The sequence below is a fragment of the Serratia sp. PL17 genome, assembly GCF_017832355.1.
Taxonomy (GTDB): domain Bacteria; phylum Pseudomonadota; class Gammaproteobacteria; order Enterobacterales; family Enterobacteriaceae; genus Serratia.
Window position 1 is genome coordinate 14730 of record NZ_JAFIBY010000006.1, and the last position, 26977, is coordinate 41706.

A 26977-nucleotide genomic window follows, 5' to 3' on the forward strand; every position below is an offset into this window, starting at 1 on the left:
TCCCAAAGTAAAAGCCGCCCAGCGGGCGGCTTTAGACAAACAGAAATCAAGGTACAGGGGGCTCATCGCCCTCATCTTCTTCTTCCGGCTGCGGACGACGTTTACCCGTATAGAAACGGGCAAAGAACACACCCACTTCAAACAACAGATACATCGGTATCGCCAGCAGGGTTTGCGAGAACACATCCGGTGGCGTCAACAACATGCCAACCACGAAAGCCCCTACCAACACGTACGGACGTTTCTTTTTCAAATCTTCCGGTGAAGTGACGCCACTCCAACACAGCAGAATAATGGCAACAGGCACCTCAAACGCAACGCCAAACGCCATAAACAGCGCCATGACGAAATCAAGGTAGTTATTGATGTCGGTCGCAATCATCACCCCGGCGGGTGCGGTCTTGGCAAAAAAACCAAACGCCAACGGGAACACGATAAAGTAGGCAAACGCCATGCCGAGATAAAACAGCAGGCTGCTCGACACCAGCAAGGGCATCATCAATCGGCGTTCATGCTTGTATAACGCCGGTGCGATAAATGACCAGACCTGATACAGAATCACGGGTGCAGCGACAAACACCGAAACGATCATGGTCAACTTGATCGGCGTGAAGAACGGTGAGGCCACGTCGGTGGCGATCATGCTCGCGCCGGCAGGTAGCTGCTTGATCAACGGTGCAGACACCAGTTGATAGATGTCATTGGCGAAAAACACCAGCACCAGGAAGATCGCCAGTATGCTGATAATTGAGTTTAACAACCGCTTACGCAGTTCTATCAGATGACTGATAAGGGGTTGGGTATCTTCAACAGCCATGTTTTAACGATCGCCACTAGGTTGGTGAGACGCGGGGGTTTTATCCGCAACAGGTTCTGGGTTTGCCTGAACGGCTGACGCTACCGGTTGTTTAGCGGGCGTGATTGCCGGCTGTTCAACCTGCGGCGTTGCCGTAACCGCCGGCTCCGGTACTGCAGCCGGAGACGACGCAACAGCCGCAGCCTCTGCCGGCGTCACGCCGTCATGAATGGCTTCCGGGTCGGTGACCAGAGGGTTATGAATAGTGTGTGCTGGCTCGGTCTTGCTGTCGCCCTGATAAGAACGTTTCAGCGATTCCGCCGCGTCTTTCAGCTCATCCATTGACGCCTTTAACTCTGGCGACAAATTCTGCATGCCTGCCTTCTCTACCTTTTTCAGGCTGTCCTGCAGTTCCTGCAGTTTCAGTTCCTGAGTAAGTTCGTTCTGCACCGAAGCCGCCAACGAACGCAGCGCGCGGATCCAGCCCGAAACTGTTCTTACCGCTACCGGTAGCCGTTCCGGCCCGAGTACCACCAGGCCAATAACCAGAACCAGCAACAGTTCACTAAACCCAATGTCAAACACGGTTTATACCTGCTCTTTGTTCTTCGACTCTTCCGCTTTCACTTCCGGCTGCTTATCGGTAATAGGCTTGGCCGTGAAGTCAGCGTCATCCAGGCTGCTTTTCTCAGCCGTGTTGGTCGGCGGCGTGTTGTCATCGCCGATCGCCTTTTTGAAACCCTTGATTGATGCACCGAGATCGGACCCCAAGGTACGGAGCTTTTTGGTACCAAACAGCAGCACCACGATCACTGCGATGATCAACAATTGCGTAATACTAATACCGCCCATTGCAATTACCTCTATTTTTACAGGGTTTTTTCAAAATCCGTCGCATTATACGGCAGATTTTACCAGAGTTTCTAACCAATTCAGGCAGTTCGCTTCCAGCCTATCAGCCAGGAAACGATGCCGGCTGCTATCAGCCATGCGGGGAATACAGCAACCTCGCCCAATAGCAAAATCGTACCGCTGACTATCAGTGTAGCGCCAACGCCGAACAAATAACGCGATTGTCCCTGACGAACACGCTGGGCCTGCATCTGATTAGTCAGCTTATCAACACTTTGTTGCAACAGCTTATGCTGTTGCAGACTATCGTAAAATAATTCAGGCAGTTCAGGCAGTTTCTCTGCCCAAAACGGCGCTTTTTCTTTCAGGGCGCGGATCACTGCCGGTATACCGACCTGGTCACGCATCCAGCTTTCCAGGAACGGCTTGGCCGTCGTCCACAAATCCAACTGTGGGTAAAGCTGTCGGCCCAGACCTTCAACATACAGCAAGGTCTTCTGCAATAACACCAGTTGGGGTTGCACTTCCATATTGAATCGACGCGCGGTATTGAACAGGTTCAACAGCACGTTGCCAAACGAAATTTCCTCCAACGGCTTCTCGAAGATCGGCTCACACACGGTACGGATAGCGAACTCAAAATCCTCGACGTTGGTATCGCGCGGTACCCAGCCAGAATCAACATGCAACTCCGCAACCTTGCGGTAATCACGATTGAAGAAGGCAATAAAGTTTTCCGCCAGATAGCGTTTATCGTCCTTGTTCAACGAGCCAACAATACCGCAGTCGATGCCGATATAGCAGGGGTCTTCAGGATGTTCATAGCTGACGAAAATATTACCGGGATGCATGTCTGCATGGAAGAAGCTGTCACGGAAGACCTGGGTAAAGAATACCTGAACCCCACGTTCAGCCAACAGTTTCATGTTGGTGCCCTGCTTTTCCAGCGTCTCAATATCCGAAACAGGGATGCCGTAAATGCGTTCCATGACCAGCACGCTTTCGCGGCAGTAGTCCGAATACACTTCCGGCACGTACAACATAGGACTGCCGTCGAAATTGCGACGCAACTGGATGGCGTTAGCCGCTTCACGCAGCAGATTCAGCTCGTCCAGCAAAGTCTTTTCATACTCGCGCACCACTTCACGCGGACGCAGGCGTCGACCATCCGGCATCAGCTTGGGCACCCAAGCCGCTAAACGATACATCAGGCGCACATCGGCCTTGATGATTGGCCCGATATCCGGCCGAATCACCTTCAGCACCACTTCCTGCCCGGTCGTTTTTAGCCGCGCGGTATGCACCTGGGCTATCGATGCCGAGGCCAGCGCCTGTTGGTCAAAATCATCAAACCAAGTTTCCAGCGGGCCGCCCATCGCCAATTCAATATGCTTACGCGCTAGCGCACCGTCGAAAGGAGCAACCCGGTCCTGCAACAACGTCAGTTGATCGGCGATCTGTGGTGGGAACAGGTCGCGACGAGTAGACATCATCTGGCCAAACTTAATCCATACCGGCCCCAACTCCTGCAAAGCCAGACGCAGACGCTCACCCAAGGGTTTATCTGCATGGCGGTTTGGCATCCAGAAAAGCAGACGGCGGCCAAATCGCAGTGGCCACGTCAAACGCATCTTGGGGATCAGTTCATCCAGGCCATAGCTGAGAAAAACGCGGACGATCAAATACAGGCGGCGTAGTTCGCCAGGGGTCATCGTTTACCCTCCAACTTGTCCATACGGGCAATCAGCGCATCGGCGTTGCGAACGGTGGCATCAACCTCTTCATTGAACCACACAACTTCCAATGGGCCCGGTGCCACACGCCACTCTTCCGTCAGTGTTTCAGCCACATAATGCTGCTGACGCTGTAAGCCTGCTTTCAGCAGGTTCGCGCCCTTGCCCAGAACCTGCGTGACACCCTGCGCGGCAATATCGCCAATGTAAGGTGCCAGCCATTCCGCCGGATCCCACTCTGCCAGATCAAGCAACCCAACCAGTTGTTGCACGACCTGAATGTCGCCTTCGACAATCAAGTCGCCGCTGCGCATCAATGGCGAAAGCTGTTGGCGATCCCGCAATTTAAGCAGCACCGAAATACGGCTGCGCACCGTGCAGTCGGCAGTGTCATCAGACTGACCAAGCACATCCACACGCTGTTCACTGAAGATCAACACCAGCGGAGAGGCAAGTTCCTGCAGCTCAATACGTAAAACCTTGCCGGCCAGCCGCTGACGAGCCGCCTTCATGCTGCGATCGCGGAACAGCAGGCTGTTGAGGGATGTTTCCAGTACGCCGGTCAACAACGGGGTTAACAGCATCGGCATATCCATATCAGAACTTGAAGCCACGGTGCAGGGCCACAATACCGCCGGTCAGGTTAAAATAGGTCACGTTGTCAAAACCGGCGGCCCCCATCATGCCCTTCAGCGTTTCCTGATCGGGATGCATGCGGATCGACTCGGCGAGATAGCGGTAGCTTTCCGGATCCTTGACCACCAGCTCGCCGATTTTCGGCAGCACGTGGAACGAGTAGGCGTCATAGGCTTTGCTCAGTGGTGCCAGCAAGGGTTTGGAGAACTCCAACACCAACAGACGGCCACCTGGCTTGAGCACACGGAACATCGAGCGCAGCGCTTTGTCTTTGTCGGTGACGTTGCGCAGGCCAAAGGAAATGGTGATGCAGTCAAAATAGTTATCAGGGAACGGCAACGCTTCGGCATTGGCCTGTACGTAGCTGATGTTGCCGACAATGCCGCGATCGCGCAGTTTCTCGCGCCCCATCTTCAGCATGGAATCGTTAATGTCCGCCAGCACCACCTGCCCCTGTTCACCGACCATGCGAGAGAACTTGGCGGCCAGGTCACCGGTGCCACCGGCCAGATCCAACACCCGCTGCCCACGGCGCACGCCGCTGCAATCAATGGTAAAACGCTTCCAGATACGGTGGATGCCAAACGACATCAGGTCGTTCATCACGTCATACTTTGCGGCTACCGAATGAAAAACGTCTGCCACCATGGCCTGCTTTTCGTCTCGAGCTACGGTGCGAAAACCGAAATCGGTGGTTTCCTGCGGTTGATCTGCCATTGTCCTGCCTGCTATTCAGTCAATTTAGTGTGGTGGAGTGTACCAGAACCCCACGGAATACCCCACCTCGCAGCGGTTGTCATCCCTGCGATGCGGAGCGTGGCTCCTCGACGGCGTCGTCGCCTTCCGCCTCCGGCAGCGCGTCAACGTTATCGTCGTCCGCCGCCTCAAATTCTTCATCATGCTGCGCACTGGCCTGCTGAGCCAGCAGCGGATTGATCGGCCTTTTCACCTCAACCCCCAGTGCGCGGAACCCCTCGGTCTGCCCGATAAGATTACCACGGCCTTCGCTCAGTTTGTTCATCGCCAGACGATAACTCCCCTGGGCCTTGTCCAGGCTCTGTCCCAGCGACGACATATCATCAACGAACAGCCGCATTTTGTCATACAGCCGTGCCGCCCGGTCAGCAATGCGTTGTGCATTCTGGCTCTGATGCTCATAGCGCCAAAGATTGGTGATGGTGCGTAATGCCACCAATAGCGTGGTTGGGCTGACCAGCATGATGTTGTGTTTTAGTGCATCGCTAATCAGCTCCGGCTCACGGTCGATAGCCAACAGGAAGGCCGGCTCCACTGGAATAAACATCAGCACGTAGTCCAGCGAACGCAGGCCAGGCAATTGCTGGTAATCCTTGCGTCCAAGCAGGCGGATATGGCCGCGCAACGAAGCAATATGTTCATTCAACGCCGCCTCACGCTCTGCTTCATCTTCACTATTGAAGTAACGTTCGTAGGCCACCAACGACATTTTTGCATCGATCACCACGTCCTTGCCCTGAGGCAAACGCACGATCACATCGGGTTGCATGCGGCTCTGGTGATCCACCCGCACGTTAACCTGGGTTTCATACTCATGTCCCTCACGCAGGCCAGAGGCTTCGAGCACCCGGCTCAGTACCACCTCACCCCAGTTACCCTGAGTTTTATTATCCCCTTTCAAAGCCTTGGTGAGGTTGATGGCTTCGCGCGCCATCTGCGCATTGAGCTGCTGCAGATTACGTATTTCGTGGGTCAAAGTATGGCGTTCGCGTGCTTCCTGGCCGAAACTGTCCTGCACCTGACGGCGGAAACCGTCCAGTTGCTCACGCAGCGGCAGCAACAGGCGATCCAAGCTTTGCTTATTCTGTTCGTCCACCTTGCGCCCGCTATGTTCAAAAATGCGGTTGGCCAAATTTTCGAATTGGGTGGTGAGGCGTTGTTCGCTGTTAATCAATAGACGCTGTTTTTCCTCCGCCGCCATACGGGTTTCTTCCAGACGGATTGTCACCTCACGCAACTCGGCTTCCTGAGCGCTGTTCACCTCACGTTGGGCTCGCAGTTCCTGGTTCAACTGCTCACATTCTGTACGCCAGTGATTAAGCTGCTGAAGCTTTTCATGCCCGGCCGCCAACTGACTGTGCAGATTACGTAATTCCAGCTCAGTCTGGCGCATGTGTTGCTCATTACGCTGCAGTACTTCCTGTCGGGATGCGGTTTCCTGCTGCGCCTGTTGCAGCGATTGTTCCAGCAGTCGTAGCTCGGTTTCATGCTGTGCCTGTGTCTGTTGCACACGCAAGCTGGCAATAAGCCACCCCAATAGCAGACCGATAGCTACCCCACCTATACCGTAAATTAAACTGGTATCCACCCTGCCTCCTGTTACACCTGACTGTTCCGGCTTTTTATACGCCTATTGCCCGTCACGTTAAGGGGAGGCTGTATGGATGTCCAGCTTGATTGTGTCTCGATGGCGTAATATTGCGAAACGCTGCGCAACTCAGCTAAAGATTAGCTAAACCACTGGCTTAACCATTTAATGCCAAACGCACCCGGCGCGAGGATACCGAACGCCCAGATCATCGCCGACGTGACATTGGCCACCTGGAAATAACGCTGGGGCATGCCGCAAATGCCACCAACCAGCGGTACCACGGCACGCAATGGGCCGAAAAAGCGACCGATGAAAATACCCAGGACACCCCAACGTTCAAAAAACGCATGGCCCCGCGTCAATAATTGCGGATTGCGCGATAGCGGCCACATGTGCGCAACGCGATCCTGATAGTGGTAGCCAATCCAGTAAGAAAGCCAATCGCCGAAGAATGCACCGGCAGCCGCAGCAGCCCAAATCGGCCAAAATGCGATGCCGCTTTCGCCAATCAGCGCCCCCAAGGCGAGCAAAATCACCGTAGCCGGTAACAACAGCGACAAGAAAGCCAGCGATTCGCCAAATGCCAAGAAGAAGATAATCGGGATGGCCCAGTTTTCGTGCTGGCGCACGGTTTCGCTGACCCAGTGGATAATGTCATTGAGGCTCAATACAGGCTCCTGATATGGGATTTATCCCCCAAGAATACTGAATGCCAGCCGGGGCAGATTAAACCCCGGTTAAACATCAGCACGGTTTACTCGAGGTAAAACGCCTGCAGCGCTTCACGCTGTTCCTGGCCCAAGCCGTATTCCGCTTCAAGCCAACGATCGGTAGAGCCATGTTGCTCACGAATACAACTCAGTGCAGTCATCAGGAACTCTTCACGGGCGCTGAGCACGTAAGCAAACTGTTTCAACGCAGAATCATTCAGGCGAATCGACAGTTGATCCAGCATGTGTTCACGGAACGTTGCCAGCGTGGTTTCAGTTAACAGGTAATCTTCCACAACCGTCGCTTCATCAGCTCCCAGTGCAAATAACACCAACGCCGATCCTATCCCCGTGCGATCCTTGCCGACCGCACAATGCTGGACGATCGCCCCGTGATCCGCCTTGCTCAGCAGTTGTGCCAACTGTTTATACGCCGCATTGCCGAACGGTAATCGGCGGTACAGTTCCAGCATAAACATTTGGGCATCGAAACCGGCGAGCGTTTCACTGTTTAGCTTTTCCAAATTGGCGTTGACTTCATTGCTCAGCGGGTTGGCCGGGAAATGATGATAATCGGCACCGCGCCACAGAACATCAGGCTTGGCCTGCACTTCATCGGCATCACGGTAATCCAGCACCGAACGAACAGGCACGCCGGCCAAGAAAGTGCAGTCATTTTCCGTCAGGCGCTCTAGCGAGCCGGAACGAAACAACAGGCCACGTTTGATACGGCGACCATCGGTGACGCTATTGCCCCCAAGATCACGAAAATTAATGCCGCCATCAAGCGGTGCCAATGAAGGATGAAGCAGGATCTGAGCGGTCATAGACGTCCTCGTTGTTACTGTCTGAAAAAACGCAACCTCTGATAGCATCGGTAGAACCGGGCTCAACGGATTAAAGAGGTGGCCAGGTCGGGCACCCTCAGGCGCTTACTCAGGTAAGTCACTGGGGTGACAAATCTGCCGGGAGCAGACTTGAACGCTGCTCGCAGCGGCCCCGTAAGGGGTTTGACCCAAGAACGGGCCACATAACTGACGGCAGCCAACAACGCTGCAACGTGAAAGACGATGGGTTATAACCGTAACAGATTACGACTGAATGACAAAACGGGCCGCGGGACGGCCCGTTGAATTGCAGAGGAATTACAGCAGGCGGCGTGCCGCATCAACCACGATCTGCACCGCTTTGCTTTCGGTGTTTTTCATGGTTTCCGCGTTCGGGATTTCTTGCTGGGTGCGGTTAACGATCACACCGGCAACCATACCCGCACGCAGGCCTTGGCTTGCACACATGGTCAGCAGCGTGGCCGATTCCATTTCATAGTTCATTACACCCATCGACTGCCACTCTTCCATCGAGCCTTTGAAACGGCTAACAACCCGGCCGGAGTAGGTATCGTAACGTTCCTGACCTGGATAGAAGGTATCGGAAGACGCGGTAACGCCAATGTGCGTGGTCGCACCCGCAGCTTTAGCCGCTTCGACCAATGCCGTGGTACAGGTGAAATCGGCCACGGCCGGGAATTCCATCGGTGCAAAGTGCAAGCTTGCGCCATCAAGGCGAACTGCCGCAGTGGTCACCAGCACGTCACCGACATTGATGTTTGACTGGATCGCGCCCGTGGTGCCGATACGCAAGAAGGTCCGGATACCCAACTGCGCCAGCTCTTCAACGGCGATAGACGTAGACGGGCCACCGATACCGGTGGAGCAGACGATAACGGCCTTACCGTCCAGCTCTGCACGCCATGAGGTAAATTCACGATGGGAAGCCAGATGCACCGGATTTTCCATCAGCTTGGCAATTTTCTCTACGCGCTGTGGATCGCCAGGAACGATGGCAAGCTGGGCCCCTTGTAAATCGTTTTTAGTGAGGCCGAGATGAAAAACGTCAGATTGAGACATGCGAGACTCCTCATAGATCATGTTTATTGGGAGGAACAAAAAAGTACTCTACTGAAAATCGCCACTCAATTTAGTGACGACCATCACTTTGAATAAAGAAACAAAATGCAATCTACATAATTTTCGTGACTATGGTCACAAAAATAAGCCAAAAGGCCGATATATGCACCTCAGTTGCCACAAGTCTAGCTGACAAACTGTACGGCCGTTTCCCGCGGTGCGTCTCCGATCGCAAAGGCCTGTTCTCTAGCCCACTATTTACGCGACCTCAGAAAATACGCCCCGTTTATCGGCAACTTAGCCATATAAACGGCAGCTAACGCACCTTATGGCACTCCTACGTGTCAACATGCGTAATAGCATGATAAAAAGACAACAAAAATGCAGTAAAGCCAGATAATTAACCGTTTTTTACAGACTTGACCGAAAATGCTCAACTCGATGCCAATAACGCGTAATCTTTCCTATAGTTAATCTCAGCGCTTTTCTCTATTGCACGGAGACCGCAATGAAAACCGATCATGTGATGACATTAAAACAGGCTCAGGGGGGATTCACCCCTGCCGTAACACCGTTGGCTGCCTCAACCATTCTTACCGATGAACAAGGCATTCATGCAGGGGAAACCACCATTCCTTCGCAGGGCGACAATCTGCCGGCCTATATCGCCAAACCGGCAGATCACAGTGGCCCATTCCCGGTTGTGCTGGTGGTACAGGAAATTTTTGGCGTCCATGAACATATCCAGGACGTGTGCCGTCGTTTGGCAAAGCAAGGCTATCTGGCGATTGCACCTGAGCTGTATTTCCGTCAGGGGGATGCCAAAGATTACACCGACATCGGTGAACTGTTTCAAAAGCTGGTGAACAAAGTGCCAGATCGCCAGGTATTGGCGGATTTGGATCATGCAGCACATTGGGCGACCCGTCACGGCGGGGACGCAGGCAAGTTGGCCATTACCGGTTTTTGCTGGGGCGGGCGTATTACCTGGCTGTATGCGGCCCATAACCCGCAGTTAAAGGCTGCCGTCGCTTGGTATGGCAAACTGGTGGGTGAAAAAACGCTTAACTCGCCAAAGTTTCCGGTCGATATCGCCACGCAGCTCTCCGCCCCCGTGCTTGGGTTGTACGGCGGTCAGGACAGCAGTATCCCACTGGATACCGTAGAGAGCATGCGCCAGGCGATCCGTGCGGCTAACGCCAGCGCAGAAATCGTGGTTTACCCTGAAGCCGGCCACGCCTTCAATGCCGACTACCGTCCAAGTTATGACGCCGAAGCGGCAGAAGATGGCTGGCAGCGCATGCTGGCATGGTTTGCTCAGCATGGCGTACCTGGCATTAAATAACGCCCAGTCCCTCAGCAACGGCTGAGGGCATAAGAAAGGGCGCCGAGGCGCCCTGAATCATCACATCAAACCCTCACTCCATTTTTTGCGACGATTAATCCTGCAGCTCACGCAAGCGCTGTGCAGCCAACACCATGTTGGCCAATGATTGGCGGGTTTCCGGCCAACCGCGGGTTTTCAGGCCGCAGTCTGGGTTAACCCACAGGCGCTCTGCCGGGATGTTCTGCGCGGCCTTACGCAACAACGCTTCGATCCATTCCACGCTTGGCACGTTTGGCGAGTGAATGTCATACACGCCCGGGCCGATTTCGTTTGGATACTCAAACTCTTTGAAGGCTTCCAACAGGTCCATATCGGAACGCGAGGTTTCGATGGTGATCACGTCAGCATCCAACGCGGCAATCGAATCCATGATGTCGTTAAACTCGCAGTAACACATGTGGGTGTGGATCTGCGTGTCATCTTGCGCCACAGCGGCATTCAGTTTAAACGCATCTACCGCCCAGTTCAGGTAAGCTGCCCAGTCAGATTGACGCAGCGGCAGACCTTCACGCAGTGCAGGTTCATCAATCTGGATGATACCGATACCGGCCTTTTCCAGATCTTCCACTTCATCACGCAGCGCCAGAGCGATCTGTTTGGCAATCACTTCACGGGTCACGTCCTCACGCGGGAATGACCAGCAAAGAATGGTCACCGGACCGGTCAACATGCCTTTTACCGGCTTGTCTGTCAGCGACTGGGCATACTTCGCCCACTCAACGGTGATGGCTTGCGGTCGGCTGATATCTCCGATGATGACTGGCGGCTTCACGCAACGGGAACCGTAGCTTTGCACCCAGCCGTTTTGCGTGAAGACGAAGCCGTCGAGGTTCTCGCCGAAATATTCCACCATGTCATTACGCTCGGCTTCGCCGTGTACCAACACATCCAGACCCAGACGTTCTTGTTCAACGATCGCCTGTTTGATGTGTTCGCTGATGCTGGTGCGGTAGTTGCTACCGTCCAGGCGCCCCTGCTTGAAGTCCAGACGCAGGCCACGAATTTCGGTAGTTTGTGGGAATGAACCAATAGTGGTTGTCGGCCAGGCCGGCAGATTGAAACGCTCACGCTGTGCCTGAGCACGTTCGGCGTAAGGGCGCTGGCGTTCGCTGTCCTGTGCGGTAATCGCAGCCAGACGCTGGCCTACCTGCGCATTGTGCACGCGGCTGGACTGACGGCGAGCACGGATTGGCGCGCTGTAGGCGTCCAGCTCAGCCTGTTTGGCGGCGCCAGGCGCATTCAGTGCCGCGCTCAACAGAGCCACTTCGGCACATTTTTGCAGGGCGAAGGCAAACCAGCTTTTCACTTCTTCATCCAGGCGGGTTTCCACGCTGAGATCGATTGGGCTGTGCAGCAGTGAACAAGAGGTACCAATCCACAACGGGCGGCTGCCAACCAAGGGGTGCAGGCGTTCGAACCAGGTGCTCAAATCGGCGCGCCAAACGTTGCGCCCATTAATGACGCCCAGAGATAATAGCCACTCTTTTGGCAGAACCTGGTTTAAGGCGGCGATATCATCGTGCCCGGCAACCAGATCAATATGCAGCCCCTGTACCGGCAGTTCACGGACGGTATCCAGGTTGTGGCCAATGCTGTCGAAGTAGGTCGTCAGCAACAGTTTGACCTGGCCCTGCAGCGCGTCATAAGCCGGTTTGAAGGCATTTAGCCATTCTGGTGGCAGTTCAAGCACCAGCGCAGGTTCGTCGATCTGCACCCATTCAACGCCGCGTTTTGCCAGTTCCGCCAACACCTGCTGATAAACCGGCAGGATCTCTTTCAGCAGCGACAGGCGGTCAAACTGCTCGCCCTTCACTTTGCCCAACCACAGGTAGGTTACCGGGCCCAGCAGCACCGGTTTAATTTTGTGGCCCAAGGCCAAGGCTTCGTCAACTTCATCCAGTAATTGAGTCCAACCCAATTTGAACTGCTGGCCTTTATGGAACTCAGGCACCATGTAGTGGTAGTTGGTATTAAACCATTTGGTCATTTCCGCCGCTGCTGCCGGTTCCCCGGTCGGCGCGCGACCACGGCCAAGACGGAACAAGGTATCGAGATCGATGGAACCGTCTTGATTCTGATGACGCGCCGGTACGTTACCCAGCAGTAAACTGGTGGTTAATACATGGTCGTACCAAGCGAAATCGCCGACCGGCACCAAATCCACCCCGGCCTGCTGTTGCTGTTGCCAATGACGAGCACGCAGCTCGCGGCCAACTGCCAGCAGTTCTTCCTGCGTTGAGCTGCCTGCCCAGTAGCTTTCCTGTGCTTTTTTCAGTTCACGTCGTAGCCCAACGCGAGGAAAACCCAGTGTGTGATTTAAAATTGCCATCGTCATATTCCCCATTTAGCCGTCCAGATGTTTACACATCCATAATCCGCAGGTACTGTATTCACCACAAGCGCAATTTATTCACTGTCACTGTGAAGGACTCTCATGATCGAACTGAAACACTTACGGACGCTGCAGGCTCTGCGCAATACCGGTTCGCTAGCGGCCGCCGCGGCCCAACTCCATCAGACACAGTCTGCACTGTCACATCAGTTCAGCGATCTGGAGCAACGTCTGGGCTTCAAACTGTTCGTTCGCAAGAGCCAACCGCTGCGCTTTACCGCGCAGGGAGAGATCCTGTTGCAGCTGGCAGAACAGGTGCTGCCGCAAATTCAGCAGGCGTTGCAGGCGTGTCACGAACCTCATCAGACAACGTTGCGTATCGCCATCGAGTGCCACAGTTGTATTCAGTGGCTGACGCCAGCGTTGGATAATTTCCGTCAGAGCTGGCCGCAGGTCGTGATGGACTTCAAGTCTGGCGTCACCTTTGATCCTCAACCCGCCTTGCAACAGGGTGAACTGGATCTGGTACTGACCTCCGATATTCTGCCGCGCAGCGGTCTGCACTATTCGCCGATGTTTGATTTCGAAGTGCGACTGGTGTTGGCACCGGATCATCCGCTGGCCAGCAAGTTGCACATTACGCCTGAGGATTTGAGCGACGAAACGTTGATGATTTATCCGGTACAGCGCCAACGGTTGGATATCTGGCGCCATTTCCTGCAACCGGCAGGCATTAACCCGGCATTGAAAAACGTGGATAACACCCTGTTGCTTATCCAGATGGTGTCAGCACGGATGGGGATTGCAGCGTTGCCGCACTGGGTGGTGGAAAGCTTTGAGCGCCAGGGATTGGTTGTGACCAAAACCCTGGGCGACGGTCTGTGGAGCCGCTTGTATGCCGCCGTGCGCGACGGGGAGCAACGGCAGGCAGTAACGGAAGCCTTTATCCGTTCGGCACGCCAGCACGCCTGTAATCATCTGCCTTTCGTGCGTGATGCCGAACGCCCAGGCGCCGGTGTCACCAGCGTTAAACCGCTGGCTTCACAACCTTGACGATAAGGGCTTCCTGCGCTTGAGGAGCCCTGTCTATTTACTGATTATTTTGGGCGCCACCCAACGGCGATGTACCCACAGGGAAGCAACAATCACTGCCCCACCGATAATAAAACTTGGCCAGTGTGGCTGTTGCTGCCAGATGGCCAGATTTACCAGCAACCCAGCAGGCACATGCATGTTATTCATGATACCCAGGGTTCCTGCATCCACCTGCGTTGCGCCGTAGTTCCACATGAAATAACCCAGCCCGGAGGCCACCACGCCCAGCCACACCAGAATGCCCCATTGCAGATTGGTCGTCGGTAACTGATTTGGGTTGCCCCACAAGCACCAGGCTACCACCGCCACCACTAACGCCCCCAGGTAGAACCAGGAAAACGCGGTATGCTGTGGCAACGGGTGCACTTCCATCAAGCGCTTGTAACCCACCATGCCGATGGCAAAGCTGATATTCGCCGCCTGCACCAGCAGTAATCCCCACCAGAAATGTTCACTCAGTTGATGGTAGCGGATGATCGCCGCCCCCAATACCGCCAGCAATGCACTGAGCACATAGCTCCAGCGCAAGCGTTGACCGCTGATCAGATCGTAAATCAGCGTGACATACAGCGGCGTCAGTACGGTAAACAGCAAGAATTCTGGCACAGTTAAATACATGTACGCACGGAAGCTGAACAGGTACATGATGCCAAGCTGACAGGCCCCCACCAGCATGTACATCAGAATTACTTTCGGTTTTATATTGCGCCAACGCAGGAAAGGCAGGAACACCAGTGCCGCAAGGCCAATGCGCATCAGCACCGAGAACCAGCTGTCGACATGGCCCGCCAGATATTCGCCAATGAGGCTGAAAGAGAACGCCCACAGGATGGTAGTAATTACCAGAAGCAGCACGATGGGTTCACCCTAGAAAGTCGGAAAGGGCGATTGTAACGGAAGGCGGGACAGGTCGCGACGAAAAGGCAGTTTACATCTGCGCAAAATACAAACTATCAGCAAGTTTTCACCAATAGGTTAGGCTTAATGAAAACGAAGTCGAGGTAAATGCCATGAAAAGCTATCACATGCTGTACAACCTGTTATTAGTGTCAGGATTGGCCACTGCGGCCAACGGTGTCACCGATCTCAGCTCGCAGCAGCAGTTTCTCAACCAACGTAATCAACACGTACAACAACAGCGTATGCTGAATAACCAGCAGTTGGATCAGCGCCGTTTGCAGCAACAGCGGCAATTTGACAACAACCAACAACAATTGCTGCGAAATTCGCCGAACGGTGGCCAACTGCTGCCAAATGGTAACCAACCGCGCAACCCGTTCGATCGCACCACACCTTCGGTACCCCAGGCGCCGCTGCCGACGCCTGTCAACAGAGGTTAACCGTTTGGAAAATCAGGCCCGATTAAATCGATCCGGTCAGTACAAATGCAATCAACGCCCCAGTTCAACAGCAGGCGCGCACGCGCCGGCTGGTTAACGGTATAAACCAGAATGCGCAAGCCTGCGGCTTTCAGTGCCGCAACGCGTTCGGCAGTCAGCTCTTTATGGTTGATGTGTAATGACACACAACCCAACCGTTGTGTCAGCGCTTGCCAGTTGTCATCCCACTCATCCAGCAACAAACCACGCGGCAATTCCGGTACGGTGCGTTGTGCCGCCTCAAGCGCTTCAACCGAGAACGAAGAGAGCAAAGGATCGGTCTGCCCCTGCCACAGCAGGCGTGCCGCCAGCGCCACCACCCGACCTGTTTCGTCGTCACTGCCAGTAGTGGGTTTGATTTCAATGTTCGCCATCATGCCATGCTGCAAACAGCGTTCAGCCACCTCAGACAACAAAGGCAAACGTTCGCCCTTGTAGGCGGAGTTATACCAGTTGCCGGCATCGAGTTGAACCAGCTTGTCCCAAGGTAACTCACCCGCCACACCCCAGCCGTTGCTGGTGCGATCCAGGGTATCGTCATGCAAGAGAAAAATTTGCCCGTCCTGCGCCAGCTTCGCGTCGAACTCAATCATTTTGTGGCCGTGACGCGCGCCAACGTCGATCGCCGCGAGGGTATTTTCCGGCGCCAGAGAACCGCCGCCGCGATGGGCGACAATATGTGGATAAGGCCAGGCTGTGGTCATTGTTCCATCCGTAATCCGCTATCGGTATCAAAAAAGTGCAGCGCCTGTGCAGGCAGATGCAAATATAGCGTGCTGCCCGCTGCCGGCATAGCCTCATGCGAAAGCCGGGCGATCACACCGTGCCCGCCCCACTGCCCATGAGCCAAATTGTCCGCCCCCAACAGCTCCAGCGTTTGCATCGTCAAGGGCACGCCACCCTGTTCATCAGGGGCCAGTTGAATATGCTCCGGGCGGATGCCGAGCGTCAACTGGCGTCCCCCCCACTGTGCTTTTGCCTGCGGTAATTTCAGCATCATGCCATCCGCCAACCGCAGCTGGCTGCCGTCAGCGCTCAACGTTCCGGGCAACAGGTTCATGGCCGGTGACCCAATAAAACTGGCGACAAACAACGATGCCGGGCGCTGATAAACCTCGCTCGGTGTACCAATTTGCTCCGCCACGCCTTTGTTCATCACAATCACCCGCTGCGCCAGCGTCATCGCTTCCACCTGATCGTGCGTCACGTACAGGCTGGTGGTTTTCAGTCGGCGATGCAATTGCTGCAATTCCAGACGCATCTGCACGCGCAGTTTGGCATCCAGGTTAGACAATGGCTCATCAAACAGAAACACCGCGGGCTCACGCACGATAGCGCGCCCCATGGCCACCCGTTGACGCTGGCCACCGGAAAGCTCACGCGGTTTGCGTTGCAACAGCGGCTCCAGCTCCAAAATACGTGCCGCGTCTTCGACCCGTTGTTGGATATGCTGTTTGCCAAAACCGCGAATTTTCAGGCCATAGGCCATGTTGTCATACACGCTCATGTGTGGATACAGCGCGTAGTTTTGGAACACCATCGCGATGCCGCGATCTTTGGGCTCCATATCCGTCACGCGCTGGCTGTCGATGTAAATATCGCCGCTGGTGGTACGTTCCAACCCGGCGACCATGCGCAATAGCGTCGATTTACCGCAGCCGGACGGACCGACCATCACGATAAATTCACCGTCCGCCACGTCGAGATCGATCTGCTTAATCACCGGCGTTTTTCCGTCGTAGGATTTGGTGACTGCCTGTAGTTTTAAACCTGCCATGTGAACATTTCTCTCATTACTTCTCGCTGTCGACGAGACCGCGCACAAACCAGCGCTGCATCAGAAGAACCACCGCCAACGGTGGGATTAAAGTCAGAATCATCGCCGCCATAACCTGATTCCACTGGGTCGGGGCACCAGAGGTGGAGATCATGCTTTTGATGCCCGCCACCGCAGTACCCATTGAGGCATCGCTGGTGATCAGGATCGGCCACAGGTACTGGTTCCAGCCGTAGATAAAGGTAATGACAAACAACGCCGCCAGGTTGGTCTTCGACAGAGGCAGTACGATGTCCCAAAAGAAGCGCATCGGCCCAGCGCCATCAATACGCGCGGCTTCCAGCAGCTCGTCCGGTAGCGTCATAAAGAATTGTCGCAGCAGGAAGGTGGCCGTCGCAGATGCCATCAGCGGCAGCGTCAGGCCGGTGTAGCTGTCCAATAGGTTGAGGTTGGAGATCACCTCTACCGTTGGGAAAATGCGCACTTCCACCGGCAGCATCAGGGTGAGGAATATCAGCCAGAAAAACAGGCTGCGTAGCGGGAAACGGAAATACACGATGGCGTAGGCCGACAGCACCGACACCACAATTTTGCCGAAGGTGATGGCCAACGCCATGATCACGCTATTGAGCAACAGCAGCGAAAACGGCACCTTAAGGTTGCCCACACCGCCCTGCCAAATGTTGCTGATGTTTTCCCACAGATGCCCCCCCGGGATAAGGGTCATCGGCACTTGAAACACCTCTTTATCGTCCAACGTAGCGGCGACAAAGGCCACGTACAGCGGGAACAACACCACCAGCACGCCGATAATCAGCATTACGTGGCTGAAGATATCCAGCCCGCGTCGGTTCTCAATCATTGGTAACGCACCTTACGTTCGACAAAACGGAACTGGATCACCGTCAGACCAATCACCAACAGCATCAGGATCACCGACTGCGCCGCTGAGCTGGACAGATCCAGGCCCGCAAAGCCTTCGCGGTAGATCTTGTAGATCAACGTGGTCGTGGACTGTACAGGCCCGCCGCCAGTCGCGGCATCGATCACCGGGAAGGTATCGAAGAAGGCATACACCAGGTTCACGACCAGCAGGAAAAAGCTCACCGGCGTGATCAACGGCAATACCAGGTTGAAGAAACGACGTACCGGGCCAGCACCGTCAATGGCTGCCGCTTCGACCAGAGAGCGCGGAATGGACTGTAACGCCGCCAGGAAAAACAGAAAGTTATAGCTGATTTGCTGCCATACCGACGCCAGCACTACCAAGAACATCGCTTGTCCGCTGTTCTGCGCATGGTTCCAGTTGTAGCCCACCCCATTGAGGAAGTGGGTAATCAACCCCAGACCCGGGTTAAACAGGAAGATCCACAGCACCGCCGCCACCGCAGGGGCCACGGCATAAGGCAAAATCATCAGCGTCCGGTAAATCCGGCTACCGCGCAGCACATAATCCACCAACGCGGCGAAGAACAACGACACCACCAGCCCGATACCTGCGACCAGGAAACTGAAAATCAGCGTGGTATAAAACGAATCGAGGTAGTACGGGTCGTGGAACAACTGAGTAAAGTTATCCAGCCCGACAAACTGGCTGGACAGACCAAACGGATCGAGGCTTTGCACTGAATACCACAGCGCCTCACCGGCAGGCCACAGGAAGAAGATTGCGGTAATCAACAGCTGCGGCAGCACCAATACATAGGGCAACCAGCTACAGCCGAAACCGGGACGATGTGAGCTCATAATCAGGGACTCATGAAGACAAAAGACGGGCGACTCGGCCCATGGCGTCGCGAGCAAAGCCAGTCTGGGTACGGACAGCGCACGGCTTCCGGAGCGGACACAACGTCCACGAGGAAAGCGAGCACTGCCCAATCCCAGAATGGCGAAACGCAGTAGCCGTTATTACTTAGTCTGAGACTCGAAACGGCGCAGCAGGACATCACCACGCTGCACAGCGGCATCCAGCGCCTGTTGTGGCGTTTTCTTGCCGGTCCACACGCTTTCCAGCTCTTCATCCACGACGGTACGGATCTGCGGCATGTTACCCAGACGCAGGCCCTTGGTGAACGGCAATGGCGGCTTGTTCAGCATCTGACGCGTTGCTACATCAGCCCCAGGGTTCTTCTCATAGAAGCCCTGTTGCTTGGTCAGGTCGTACGCTGCGGTTGTGATCGGCAGATAACCGGTTTTCTGATGCCATTCGGCAGCGATTTCCGGTTGGGCCAGATACTGCAGGAATTCAGCGACACCCTTGTAAGTAGCGGCATCTTTGCCGTTCATCACCCACAAACTCGCGCCACCAATGATGGCGTTCTGTGGTGCATTTTTGGCATCAGCGTCATAAGGCATCATGCCTACACCGTAGTTAAATTTGGCGTAGTGCTTAATATCTGCCAGCGAACCGGAGGAGGCGGTAGTAATGGCGCAATCACCGCTGTAGAACTTCTCGGTAGATTCGTCTTTACGGCCAAAGTAGGTGAAATCACCCTTCTTGTTCATGTCTTCCAGCAGTTGGATATGCTTGACCTGAAGCGGTTTGTTGAACGTCAACTGAGCGCTGGTGCCACCGAACCCGTTATTTTCCGTGGCGAACGGCACACCGTGCCAGGCACTGAAGTTCTCGAGTTGGATCCAACCCTGCCAGCCACTCGCGTAGCCGCACTTCATACCGGCTTCACGCAGTTTAGCGGTATCCGCAGCCAGCTCTTGCCACGTTTTTGGTGGCTGGTCCGGGTTCAGGCCAGCCTTTTTGAAGGCATCTTTGTTGTAATACAGTACCGGGGTAGAGCTGTTGAACGGCTGAGACAGCAGGTGACCGCTCTTGTTGTCGGTGTAATAACCTGCCACCGTCGGCACGAACACCGACTCATCAAAATTGATACCGGCATCTTTAAACACTTCATACACTGGCTTGATCGCCTTACTGGCCATCATGGTTGCCGTGCCCACCTCATACACCTGCAAAATCGCCGGCGCTTTACCAGAGCGATAGGCTGCGATACCCGCCGCCAGGTTCTGTTCGTAGTTACCTTTATAAACCGGAACAATTTTGACGTCGGGATGCGATTGGTTAAAGCGGTCCGCCAGGGAGTCCACTTCTTTACCCAGTTCGCCTTCCATCGAATGCCAGAACGGGATTTCGGTCGCCGCCAGTGCATGAGTGCTGACCGCCAGGGTCAACGCGACGCACAGCGTAGTTTTGCGAATAGCGTAGGTGAGCATGCCTAACTCCTGAAAAAAGCTGGTGTATCCCCTGCATCTTTCCAGTTGCCGCTGCGTTGGCTTCCCTTCATCACTCCTGTCACTTACCTCTGTAAGCTCCAGAGAATTATGGCGGTTGCCGCCTTGCTGCAACGTGAAATCTATTGGGGCAATAAGCGCGTGAGCGAAAAGAATCAGTTTTTTGTTCGGAAGCTAACATGCCATGTTCGAATGACAGAAAAATAACCGTGAGATGACAGTAATGTGACGAGAGGGTGAAGTGCAGGTTGCGGTTTGATGTCAGCGGCAGGGAATACTCCCCCGCCGCCGCGGGAATTACAGTGAGCGACGCAGGCGGGCTACAGCTTCTTGCATCTGCTGTTCAGTGGCCGTGGCAAACGACAGGCGGAAAGTCGAACGGTCCGGGTTGTCAGAGAAGAAGTATTCTCCTGGCACAAATACCACGCCCTGTTGCAGAGTGGTTTTCAGCCATTCGGTGGCGTTGAACGGCTGACGGAAACGCGCCCACAGGAACATTCCGCCTTTCGGCATATCGAAGCTGATATGCTCGCCCAACTCTTTCCCCACCAGGCCAGCCAGGATCTCACCTTTTTGCTTGTACGCCGCACGGATCTTTTCGATCTGCGCCGGTAAACGATCCAGTCCCAGATAACATTCTACAATGCTCTGCGACAACGCACTGGCATGCAGATCTGCCGCCTGCTTGATGATTGCCACTTTATGCAGCAAGAACGGCGGCAAAATCGCCCAACCCAAACGCAAGCCCGGTGCCAGGATCTTGGAGAAGGTCGAGGTGTAGATAATATTATCGGTATGGCCCAGCAGCTGTTGGGAAACCTGGTGCAAGGTGGCGTTACGCTCGTCGGTGAAACGCAGCTCACCGTACGGGTCATCCTCAATAATCAGGAAGTTGTGCTCGGCCGCCAGCTTCACTAACAGCTCGCGGCGCGGTGCACTCAGCGTAATGCCGCTTGGGTTGCCGAAATTAGGCACAACGTACACACCTTTAATGCGCTGTGTCTTGAGCAGTTCTGCCAGTTCTTCAACCACCATGCCATCACTGTCTGATGACACCGACATGATGTTGGCCTCTGCCAGTTCCAGCGTCTGCAATGCCGCCAGATACGTCGGGCGCTCCACCACAAACACGTCGCCTGGGTTAACGATGGCACGCATCACCAGATCCAGCGCCTGCTGGGAACCCGCAGTCACCATCACTTCGTCGGCGGTAGCAGAAACACCGCGCTGGGCGCACAGCGCACAGATACGCTCGCGCAGCACTGGGCTACCTTCGGTCAAGCCATACTGGAAGGCACTCTTCGGTTGTTCAGTGATTGCCTGATGGGTTGCGATACTCAACCCTTCGAAATCAAACAGGGCATCAGAGGGGATGCCGCCCGCCAGCGAAATGACATTTTCCATCTTACTGTGCTTGAGCAATTCACGAATTGCCGAGCTTTTTACTTTTACGATGCGCTGCGCGAGTAACCCTTCTGTGTTCATTTCTTCTTCTCGTAATCGTTAAAAACTTTGTAGGGGCGCTGTATATTGCGCCCGAATCACTCGGGACGAATATATTCGTCCCCTACGGCTTTGACGGGTATTTCAACCGCCCAGATACGCCGACCTCACTGCTTCGTTTGCTAACAATGCGGCTCCCGTATCTTCCAACACCACGCGCCCGTTTTCCAGTACATAACCACGATCGGCCAATTTCAGCGCCTGATTGGCGTTTTGCTCCACCAGGAAGATCGTCATACCCTCTTCGCGCAGTTGCTGAATAATGTCAAAAATCTGCTGAATGATGATCGGCGCCAACCCCAGAGAGGGTTCATCGAGCAACAGTAACTTCGGCTGGCTCATCAGCGCACGACCAATCGCCAACATCTGCTGTTCACCGCCGGACATGGTGCCAGAGCGCTGAGTACGGCGCTCCAACAGGCGCGGGAACAGGCTGAATACCCGTTCAATTCGCTGCTGATACTGATGACGATCGGCAAAGAAACCGCCCATCGCCAGATTCTCTTCCACGGTCATGCGCGAAAACACCCGCCGCCCTTCAGGCACAATCGCCACGGCCTCACGCATGATGCGCGACGTTTGCCACTGGGTAATGTCCTGATCGAGAAAAGTGATACTCCCCTCGCTGGCACGCGGTTCACCGCACAGCGTGCCGAGTAACGTGGTTTTACCGGCACCGTTCGCGCCAATCAGGGTGACAATCTCACCCTGATTGATGTTCAGGCTAACCTGATGCAACGCCTGGATTTTGCCGTAATGGGCGGACACCTGATTAAATGACAACATTAAGCTTCCCCCAAATACGCCCGGATCACGTCCGGGTTGTTACGAATTTCTGCCGGAGTGCCCTGTGCCAGCGGCGTACCCTGGTTTACCACGTAGATGCGATCGGAAATGCCCATCACCAACTTCATATCGTGTTCAATCAGCAACACCGAGACCTTATGCTGATGACGCAGTTCGATAATCAGGTGATCCAGCTCGTCGGTTTCCTTCGGGTTCAGACCCGCCGCCGGCTCATCCAGCATCAGCAACTCCGGCCGTGTAACCATGCAGCGCGCAATCTCCAAGCGACGTTGTTGGCCGTACGCCAGGTTACCTGCAGACCGGTTAGCCATCTCTAACAGGCCAACCCGTTGCAGCCACACCGAGGCACGTTCCAGCGCGTCGGCTTCGGCGCGGCGAAAGGCCGGGGTTTTCAACAGCCCGGCGAAAACGCCGCTTTTCAGATGTTGATGCTGTGCAACTAACAGGTTTTCAATCACGGTCATTTCACGGAACAGCCGCACGTGCTGGAAAGTTCGCACTACGCCCATACGGGCAATCGTCTGGCCAGGTAACCCTTCCAGATGGCGTTCGCGCAGTTTGATGGTGCCGCCGGTCGGGCGGTAGAAACCGGTCAGGCAGTTAAACACCGTGGTTTTACCCGCGCCATTCGGGCCGATGAGCGAAACAATCTCGCCTTCATTGAGCTCCAGCGCCACGTTATTGACCGCCAATAAGCCGCCGAAACGCATCGACAACCCTTCGACCTTCAGTAAAGGTTGCATGCTCATGCTTGCTCCCCCTTACCTGCGTGGATATCCGCCGTCTTCAGTTTTAACTGTGGCCGCTTCATCGGCAGCAGCCCCTGCGGCCGCCAAATCATCATCAACACCATCAGGGCACCCAGCAGCAACATGCTGTATTCGTTAAGATCCCGCATCAATTCGCGCGACACAACCAGCAGAATCGCCGCCAGGATCACAGCAAACTGCGACCCCATGCCGCCCAATACCACGATCGCCAAAACAAAGGCCGACTCGACGAAGGTAAAGGATTCCGGGCTGACAAAGCCCTGACGCGCGGCAAACAGCGTACCGGCAAAACCGGCGAAGGCGGCGCTGATGGTAAAGGCGGTCAGCTTGATTTTGGTCGGGCTGAGGCCCAATGAGCGGCAAGCGATTTCGTCTTCACGCAGGGCTTCCCAGGCGCGCCCAAGCGGCATGCGCAGCAGCCGGTTAATCACAAACAGCGTCAGCACCACCAGCAGCAGTGCCACCAGATACAGGAACACGATGCGATCGCTCGGATCGTATTTCAGGCCAAAGAAGTTGTGGAAGGTATCCCAACCGCCATCACGCACGCTGCGGTTGAACTCCAGCCCAAAGAAGGTCGGTTTCGGGATCTGACTGATGCCGTTAGGCCCGCCGGTGATCTCGGTGTTGTTCAACAACAGGATACGCACGATTTCACCGAAGCCCAGCGTCACAATCGCCAGGTAGTCTCCACGCAAACGCAGCACCGGGAAGCCGAGCAGGAAACCAAAGATAGCGGTAACAATGCCCGCCAGCGGCAGGCTTTCCCAAAAGCCGAGGCCATAGTAATGGTTCAACAGCGCATAGGTGTAGGCGCCTATGGCGTAGAAACCACCGTAGCCCAGCACCAGCAAGCCGGATAGCCCAACCACCACATTCAGCCCCAACCCCAGCATCACGTAGATCAGCGTCAGCGTGGCAATATCCACCGTGCCGCGCGACACCAAAAACGGCCAAGCAACCGCAGCGACAATAATCGCTGCCGCCAGCAGTTTCTGGCGTGCCGTCGTACCGTCAAAGCTCGGTAATACGAATGACGGGCCTGAGATTTTTTTCAGCCCGTGCTGCATCAGCGGGCGCAGCAACTGGAAGAAAAACACGATGACGCAGCCGATACCGATCCACATCCAGCGGACTTCCGCCGCGCCATGCACCACCAGTTTGGTACCCTCGAGGCTCAGCTGCATTCCCATCAGGAATGAAGCCATCACAAACAGCACCAGAGTGGCGATCAACGCATTGAGCAGATTGAGTTTCATACCTTCTCAACCTCCGGACGTCCAAGGATGCCGGTTGGCATGATCAACAACACGACAATCAGCAGCGCAAATGACACCACGTCTTTATATTCAGTGCTCAGGTAAGCCGAAGTCAGCGCTTCCGCCACGCCCAGAACCAACCCCCCAATCATCGCGCCGGGGATGCTGCCGATACCGCCCAGCACTGCCGCGGTGAAGGCTTTCATACCGGCCATAAAGCCGATATAGGGGTTAATCACCCCGTAGAATTGCCCGAGCAGTACACCGGCGACCGCTGCCATTACCGCACCGATAACGAAGGTCAGTGAGATCACCCGGTCGGTGTTGATGCCCAGCAAGCTGGCCATCTTCAAATCCTCGGCGCAGGCACGACAGGCGCGGCCCATACGTGAATAGCGAATAAACATCGTCAGCGCCAGCATCGCCAGGAAGGTCACGCCCCAGATAATCAACTGCATGGTGCTGATAGTGGCCGCGAAACCGTTGCTTTCACCCAGTACCCATTGGCCGGTGACCAGGCTTGGTAACGCCAGATCGCGCGATCCCTGTGTCAGGCTGACGTAGTTTTGCAGGAATATCGACATCCCGATGGCGGAAATCAGTGCGATCAGCCGCTTGGAATTACGCACCGGCTTATAGGCCACTCGTTCGATGCTCCAGCCATAGGCACTGGCAATGACGATCGACACCAGGAAAGCGGCACCAATCAGCAGCCAGCCGACGTCGATACCGAGCATCATCAGGGCGGCGATCACAATAAAGGAGACATAGCTGCCGATCATATACACCTCGCCATGGGCGAAGTTGATCATGCCGATGATGCCGTAGACCATGGTGTAACCGATGGCGATCAATGCATAGGTGCTGCCCAACGTGACGCCGTTGAACATCTGCTGCAGAAAATAGAGAACCTGCTCTGACATACTCTGACCCTTGGCTTCGCTTTTATACCCATCATACTTGAAGCTGCATCTGTGTTGGCTGCACTCACTCACCCGAATCACTTACTTAAGTAAGCTCATCGGGACTCACTCCCTTGCCGCCTTGATGCAACTCCAATTATTTTGGGTAAAGCAAACCTGAAATGACAATCATTAAAAACGCTTATACCCAATGGATTTCGCGTTGCAGCTAGGCGGCAAGCGGGTAAATCCCCAGGAGCTTAGTAAGCTAAGTGACTGGGGTGCGCCCGTGAAACCAACAACGCTACAACGTGAAAGACGACGGGTATATTATTTAATCGGCGTTGATGTGCCGTCGGCATGCCATTCAAACACGCCAAATTCAAAGCCTTTCAGGTCGCCTTTTTCATCCCAGCTCAACGGCCCCATCACGGTATCCACCGGCTTACCGGTTTTCAGATCCTTGACGATATCAGCCGGTTCCTGGCTGCCACTGCGTTCCATTCCGGTGGTCAGAGATTGCAGTGCGGCGTAGGTAGTCCAGACAAACGGACCGGTCGGATCCAACTTCTTGGCTTTCAGCGCATCAACAACAGGTTTGTTGGCTGGCACCTGATCGTAGCGTTTAGGTAAGGTCACCAGCATGCCTTCAGAAGCCGCGCCGGCAATGTTAGACAGTGAAGAGTTACCCACACCTTCTGGCCCCATAAAGCGGGTCGTCAGGCCGGCTTGTTTTGCCTGGCGCAGGATTTGGCCCATTTCTGGGTAGTAGCCACCGAAGTAAACGAAATCGACGTTTTCTTTCTTCAGACGCGCCACCAGAGTGGAGAAGTCTTTATCGCCGGCCGTGATACCTTCAAACATCACCACGTCGGTACCCTGCTTTTTCAGGCTATCACGCACCGAGCGTGCCAGACCTTCACCATACTGTTGCTTGTCGTGAACCACGGCAATGCGCTTAGGCTTGATCTCACTGAGGATGTATTTCGCCGCCGTCGGGCCCTGATCGGAGTCCAGGCCGGTCGTACGCATGATCATCTTGTAACCACGGGTGGTCAGATCGGCGTTGGTGGCCGCCGGGGTAATCATGATCACGCCTTCATCTTCATAAATATCGGAAGCCGGCTGCGTCGAAGACGAGCACAGGTGGCCAATCACATAGCGAATACCGTCGTTGATCACCTTGTTAGCGACCGCGACCGCCTGTTTCGGATCACAGGCATCATCGTATTCCACACCCACCAGCTTATCGCCCTTGATACCGCCCTTGGCATTGATATCGGCAATGGCCTGACGAGCACCGGTGAACTCCATGTCGCCATATTGTGCGACTGGGCCTGACATCGCCCCAACAATGGCCACTTTAATGTCTTTCGCCATTGCCGTATGACCGATAGCCATCGCAATACAACCCGCCAACAGCGCCTTACCTTTTGTTAATTTCATCCGCAAATCCCCATCTGTCGTTGTGAACGTACCTGTTGTGTTTACCCGCACCTGACCCTTATTTACTGCTTTTATTCATAAGTAATAATGATT

At 54.8% G+C, this 26977-nt stretch carries 26 protein-coding genes; 3 read left to right on the forward strand and 23 right to left on the reverse strand.

Going from position 1 to position 26977, the window contains the following annotated elements; genetic code table 11:
* Positions 1-46: 46 nt before the first annotated feature.
* From tatC to udp, 10 genes are all read right to left on the reverse strand, one after another.
* The gene (tatC, locus tag JOE25_RS18470) at positions 47-817 is read right to left on the reverse strand and encodes a Sec-independent protein translocase subunit TatC (protein WP_209637682.1); all 771 of its coding nucleotides are present in this window, start codon (positions 815-817) and stop codon (positions 47-49) included.
* A 3-nt stretch (positions 818-820) separates the two neighbouring features.
* The gene (gene tatB, locus JOE25_RS18475) at positions 821-1381 is read right to left on the reverse strand and encodes a Sec-independent protein translocase protein TatB (RefSeq protein ID WP_209637684.1); all 561 of its coding nucleotides are present in this window, start codon (positions 1379-1381) and stop codon (positions 821-823) included.
* 3 nt (positions 1382-1384) lie between these two features.
* The gene (gene tatA, locus JOE25_RS18480) at positions 1385-1648 is read right to left on the reverse strand and encodes a Sec-independent protein translocase subunit TatA (RefSeq protein ID WP_020824842.1); all 264 of its coding nucleotides are present in this window, start codon (positions 1646-1648) and stop codon (positions 1385-1387) included.
* 80 nt (positions 1649-1728) lie between these two features.
* Complete coding sequence (gene ubiB, locus JOE25_RS18485; RefSeq protein WP_037423531.1) at positions 1729-3360, reverse strand: ubiquinone biosynthesis regulatory protein kinase UbiB; 1632 nt, start codon at positions 3358-3360, stop codon at positions 1729-1731.
* Positions 3357-3965 carry an SCP2 domain-containing protein gene (locus tag JOE25_RS18490; RefSeq protein WP_209638124.1) on the reverse strand — a complete coding sequence of 203 codons (609 nt, stop codon included), beginning with the start codon at positions 3963-3965 and terminating at the stop codon, positions 3357-3359. Before JOE25_RS18490 ends, ubiB begins: the two co-directional genes overlap by 4 nt.
* Positions 3966-3978: 13 nt before the next feature.
* Positions 3979-4734 carry a bifunctional demethylmenaquinone methyltransferase/2-methoxy-6-polyprenyl-1,4-benzoquinol methylase UbiE gene (gene ubiE, locus JOE25_RS18495; RefSeq protein WP_209637686.1) on the reverse strand — a complete coding sequence of 252 codons (756 nt, stop codon included), beginning with the start codon at positions 4732-4734 and terminating at the stop codon, positions 3979-3981.
* 79 nt (positions 4735-4813) lie between these two features.
* A complete protein-coding gene (gene rmuC / locus JOE25_RS18500) occupies positions 4814-6361 on the reverse strand; it encodes a DNA recombination protein RmuC (protein ID WP_209637688.1) in 1548 nt (515 codons plus the stop codon).
* A 140-nt stretch (positions 6362-6501) separates the two neighbouring features.
* Entirely contained in the window at positions 6502-7032 is a 531-nt protein-coding gene (locus JOE25_RS18505) for a DedA family protein (protein ID WP_209637691.1), read from the reverse strand.
* An 86-nt stretch (positions 7033-7118) separates the two neighbouring features.
* Positions 7119-7901, reverse strand: coding sequence for a tyrosine-protein phosphatase (locus tag JOE25_RS18510; RefSeq protein ID WP_209637693.1), 783 nt, complete (start codon positions 7899-7901; stop codon positions 7119-7121).
* A 318-nt stretch (positions 7902-8219) separates the two neighbouring features.
* Positions 8220-8981 carry a uridine phosphorylase gene (gene udp, locus JOE25_RS18515; protein WP_209637694.1) on the reverse strand — a complete coding sequence of 254 codons (762 nt, stop codon included), beginning with the start codon at positions 8979-8981 and terminating at the stop codon, positions 8220-8222.
* Between the two features lie 508 nt (positions 8982-9489).
* Here udp and JOE25_RS18520 point away from each other — a divergent pair.
* Positions 9490-10326 carry a dienelactone hydrolase family protein gene (locus JOE25_RS18520; RefSeq protein WP_209637696.1) on the forward strand — a complete coding sequence of 279 codons (837 nt, stop codon included), beginning with the start codon at positions 9490-9492 and terminating at the stop codon, positions 10324-10326.
* A 94-nt stretch (positions 10327-10420) separates the two neighbouring features.
* Here JOE25_RS18520 and metE read toward each other — a convergent pair whose 3' ends face one another.
* A complete protein-coding gene (gene metE, locus JOE25_RS18525; RefSeq protein ID WP_209637698.1) occupies positions 10421-12712 on the reverse strand; it encodes a 5-methyltetrahydropteroyltriglutamate--homocysteine S-methyltransferase in 2292 nt (763 codons plus the stop codon).
* A gap of 90 nt (positions 12713-12802) precedes the next feature.
* Here metE and metR point away from each other — a divergent pair, with 90 nt between their 5' ends.
* On the forward strand, positions 12803-13753 hold the full coding sequence (gene metR / locus JOE25_RS18530; protein ID WP_209637700.1) for an HTH-type transcriptional regulator MetR: 951 nt from the start codon (positions 12803-12805) through the stop codon (positions 13751-13753).
* 33 nt (positions 13754-13786) lie between these two features.
* On the opposite strand, the gene JOE25_RS18535 is transcribed toward metR, so the two are convergent.
* On the reverse strand, positions 13787-14650 hold the full coding sequence (locus JOE25_RS18535) for a carboxylate/amino acid/amine transporter (protein WP_209637702.1): 864 nt from the start codon (positions 14648-14650) through the stop codon (positions 13787-13789).
* A gap of 155 nt (positions 14651-14805) precedes the next feature.
* Here JOE25_RS18535 and JOE25_RS18540 point away from each other — a divergent pair, with 155 nt between their 5' ends.
* The gene (locus JOE25_RS18540; RefSeq protein WP_209637703.1) at positions 14806-15135 is read left to right on the forward strand and encodes a hypothetical protein; all 330 of its coding nucleotides are present in this window, start codon (positions 14806-14808) and stop codon (positions 15133-15135) included.
* Here JOE25_RS18540 and ugpQ read toward each other — a convergent pair.
* The 11 genes from ugpQ to JOE25_RS18595 all read right to left on the reverse strand — a co-directional run bounded on the left by ugpQ (position 15132) and on the right by JOE25_RS18595 (position 26884).
* The gene (ugpQ, locus tag JOE25_RS18545; protein ID WP_209637705.1) at positions 15132-15878 is read right to left on the reverse strand and encodes a glycerophosphodiester phosphodiesterase; all 747 of its coding nucleotides are present in this window, start codon (positions 15876-15878) and stop codon (positions 15132-15134) included. The two genes, JOE25_RS18540 and ugpQ, sit on opposite strands and share 4 nt — an antisense overlap.
* Complete coding sequence (locus JOE25_RS18550) at positions 15875-16951, reverse strand: sn-glycerol-3-phosphate import ATP-binding protein UgpC (RefSeq protein ID WP_209637707.1); 1077 nt, start codon at positions 16949-16951, stop codon at positions 15875-15877. The genes ugpQ and JOE25_RS18550 overlap by 4 nt, the downstream gene beginning before the upstream one ends.
* A 16-nt stretch (positions 16952-16967) precedes the next feature.
* Entirely contained in the window at positions 16968-17813 is an 846-nt protein-coding gene (gene ugpE / locus JOE25_RS18555; protein ID WP_209637709.1) for a sn-glycerol-3-phosphate ABC transporter permease UgpE, read from the reverse strand.
* Positions 17810-18697: a sn-glycerol-3-phosphate ABC transporter permease UgpA gene (gene ugpA / locus JOE25_RS18560; RefSeq protein WP_209637710.1), complete on the reverse strand. Its 888-nt coding sequence runs from the start codon at positions 18695-18697 to the stop codon at positions 17810-17812. Before ugpA ends, ugpE begins: the two co-directional genes overlap by 4 nt.
* Positions 18698-18859: 162 nt before the next feature.
* Positions 18860-20179 carry a sn-glycerol-3-phosphate ABC transporter substrate-binding protein UgpB gene (gene ugpB / locus JOE25_RS18565; RefSeq protein ID WP_209637712.1) on the reverse strand — a complete coding sequence of 440 codons (1320 nt, stop codon included), beginning with the start codon at positions 20177-20179 and terminating at the stop codon, positions 18860-18862.
* Between the two features lie 315 nt (positions 20180-20494).
* On the reverse strand, positions 20495-21682 hold the full coding sequence (locus JOE25_RS18570; RefSeq protein WP_209637714.1) for a PLP-dependent aminotransferase family protein: 1188 nt from the start codon (positions 21680-21682) through the stop codon (positions 20495-20497).
* A gap of 102 nt (positions 21683-21784) precedes the next feature.
* The gene (gene livF / locus JOE25_RS18575; RefSeq protein WP_209637716.1) at positions 21785-22486 is read right to left on the reverse strand and encodes a high-affinity branched-chain amino acid ABC transporter ATP-binding protein LivF; all 702 of its coding nucleotides are present in this window, start codon (positions 22484-22486) and stop codon (positions 21785-21787) included.
* Complete coding sequence (gene livG, locus JOE25_RS18580) at positions 22486-23256, reverse strand: high-affinity branched-chain amino acid ABC transporter ATP-binding protein LivG (protein WP_209637718.1); 771 nt, start codon at positions 23254-23256, stop codon at positions 22486-22488. Before livG ends, livF begins: the two co-directional genes overlap by 1 nt.
* The gene (locus tag JOE25_RS18585) at positions 23253-24536 is read right to left on the reverse strand and encodes a high-affinity branched-chain amino acid ABC transporter permease LivM (protein ID WP_209637720.1); all 1284 of its coding nucleotides are present in this window, start codon (positions 24534-24536) and stop codon (positions 23253-23255) included. Before JOE25_RS18585 ends, livG begins: the two co-directional genes overlap by 4 nt.
* On the reverse strand, positions 24533-25459 hold the full coding sequence (gene livH, locus JOE25_RS18590; RefSeq protein ID WP_209637722.1) for a high-affinity branched-chain amino acid ABC transporter permease LivH: 927 nt from the start codon (positions 25457-25459) through the stop codon (positions 24533-24535). Before livH ends, JOE25_RS18585 begins: the two co-directional genes overlap by 4 nt.
* Before the next feature lie 309 nt (positions 25460-25768).
* The gene (locus tag JOE25_RS18595) at positions 25769-26884 is read right to left on the reverse strand and encodes a branched-chain amino acid ABC transporter substrate-binding protein (RefSeq protein WP_209637724.1); all 1116 of its coding nucleotides are present in this window, start codon (positions 26882-26884) and stop codon (positions 25769-25771) included.
* Positions 26885-26977 lie beyond the last annotated feature (93 nt).

What these genes read in the sequence shown, in the direction of transcription:
- tatC (WP_209637682.1), bottom strand. Translation starts at nt 817, where the DNA reads ATGGCTGTTGAAGATACCCAACCCCTTATCAGTCATCTGATAGAACTG.
- tatA (WP_020824842.1), bottom strand. Translation starts at nt 1,648, where the DNA reads ATGGGCGGTATTAGTATTACGCAATTGTTGATCATCGCAGTGATCGTG.
- ubiB (WP_037423531.1), bottom strand. Translation starts at nt 3,360, where the DNA reads ATGACCCCTGGCGAACTACGCCGCCTGTATTTGATCGTCCGCGTTTTT.
- JOE25_RS18490 (WP_209638124.1), bottom strand. Translation starts at nt 3,965, where the DNA reads ATGCTGTTAACCCCGTTGTTGACCGGCGTACTGGAAACATCCCTCAAC.
- ubiE (WP_209637686.1), bottom strand. Translation starts at nt 4,734, where the DNA reads ATGGCAGATCAACCGCAGGAAACCACCGATTTCGGTTTTCGCACCGTA.
- JOE25_RS18510 (WP_209637693.1), bottom strand. Translation starts at nt 7,901, where the DNA reads ATGACCGCTCAGATCCTGCTTCATCCTTCATTGGCACCGCTTGATGGC.
- udp (WP_209637694.1), bottom strand. Translation starts at nt 8,981, where the DNA reads ATGTCTCAATCTGACGTTTTTCATCTCGGCCTCACTAAAAACGATTTA.
- JOE25_RS18520 (WP_209637696.1), top strand. Translation starts at nt 9,490, where the DNA reads ATGAAAACCGATCATGTGATGACATTAAAACAGGCTCAGGGGGGATTC.
- metE (WP_209637698.1), bottom strand. Translation starts at nt 12,712, where the DNA reads ATGGGGAATATGACGATGGCAATTTTAAATCACACACTGGGTTTTCCT.
- metR (WP_209637700.1), top strand. Translation starts at nt 12,803, where the DNA reads ATGATCGAACTGAAACACTTACGGACGCTGCAGGCTCTGCGCAATACC.
- JOE25_RS18540 (WP_209637703.1), top strand. Translation starts at nt 14,806, where the DNA reads ATGAAAAGCTATCACATGCTGTACAACCTGTTATTAGTGTCAGGATTG.
- ugpQ (WP_209637705.1), bottom strand. Translation starts at nt 15,878, where the DNA reads ATGACCACAGCCTGGCCTTATCCACATATTGTCGCCCATCGCGGCGGC.
- JOE25_RS18550 (WP_209637707.1), bottom strand. Translation starts at nt 16,951, where the DNA reads ATGGCAGGTTTAAAACTACAGGCAGTCACCAAATCCTACGACGGAAAA.
- ugpE (WP_209637709.1), bottom strand. Translation starts at nt 17,813, where the DNA reads ATGATTGAGAACCGACGCGGGCTGGATATCTTCAGCCACGTAATGCTG.
- ugpA (WP_209637710.1), bottom strand. Translation starts at nt 18,697, where the DNA reads ATGAGCTCACATCGTCCCGGTTTCGGCTGTAGCTGGTTGCCCTATGTA.
- ugpB (WP_209637712.1), bottom strand. Translation starts at nt 20,179, where the DNA reads ATGCTCACCTACGCTATTCGCAAAACTACGCTGTGCGTCGCGTTGACC.
- JOE25_RS18570 (WP_209637714.1), bottom strand. Translation starts at nt 21,682, where the DNA reads ATGAACACAGAAGGGTTACTCGCGCAGCGCATCGTAAAAGTAAAAAGC.
- livF (WP_209637716.1), bottom strand. Translation starts at nt 22,486, where the DNA reads ATGTTGTCATTTAATCAGGTGTCCGCCCATTACGGCAAAATCCAGGCG.
- livG (WP_209637718.1), bottom strand. Translation starts at nt 23,256, where the DNA reads ATGAGCATGCAACCTTTACTGAAGGTCGAAGGGTTGTCGATGCGTTTC.
- JOE25_RS18585 (WP_209637720.1), bottom strand. Translation starts at nt 24,536, where the DNA reads ATGAAACTCAATCTGCTCAATGCGTTGATCGCCACTCTGGTGCTGTTT.
- livH (WP_209637722.1), bottom strand. Translation starts at nt 25,459, where the DNA reads ATGTCAGAGCAGGTTCTCTATTTTCTGCAGCAGATGTTCAACGGCGTC.
- JOE25_RS18595 (WP_209637724.1), bottom strand. Translation starts at nt 26,884, where the DNA reads ATGAAATTAACAAAAGGTAAGGCGCTGTTGGCGGGTTGTATTGCGATG.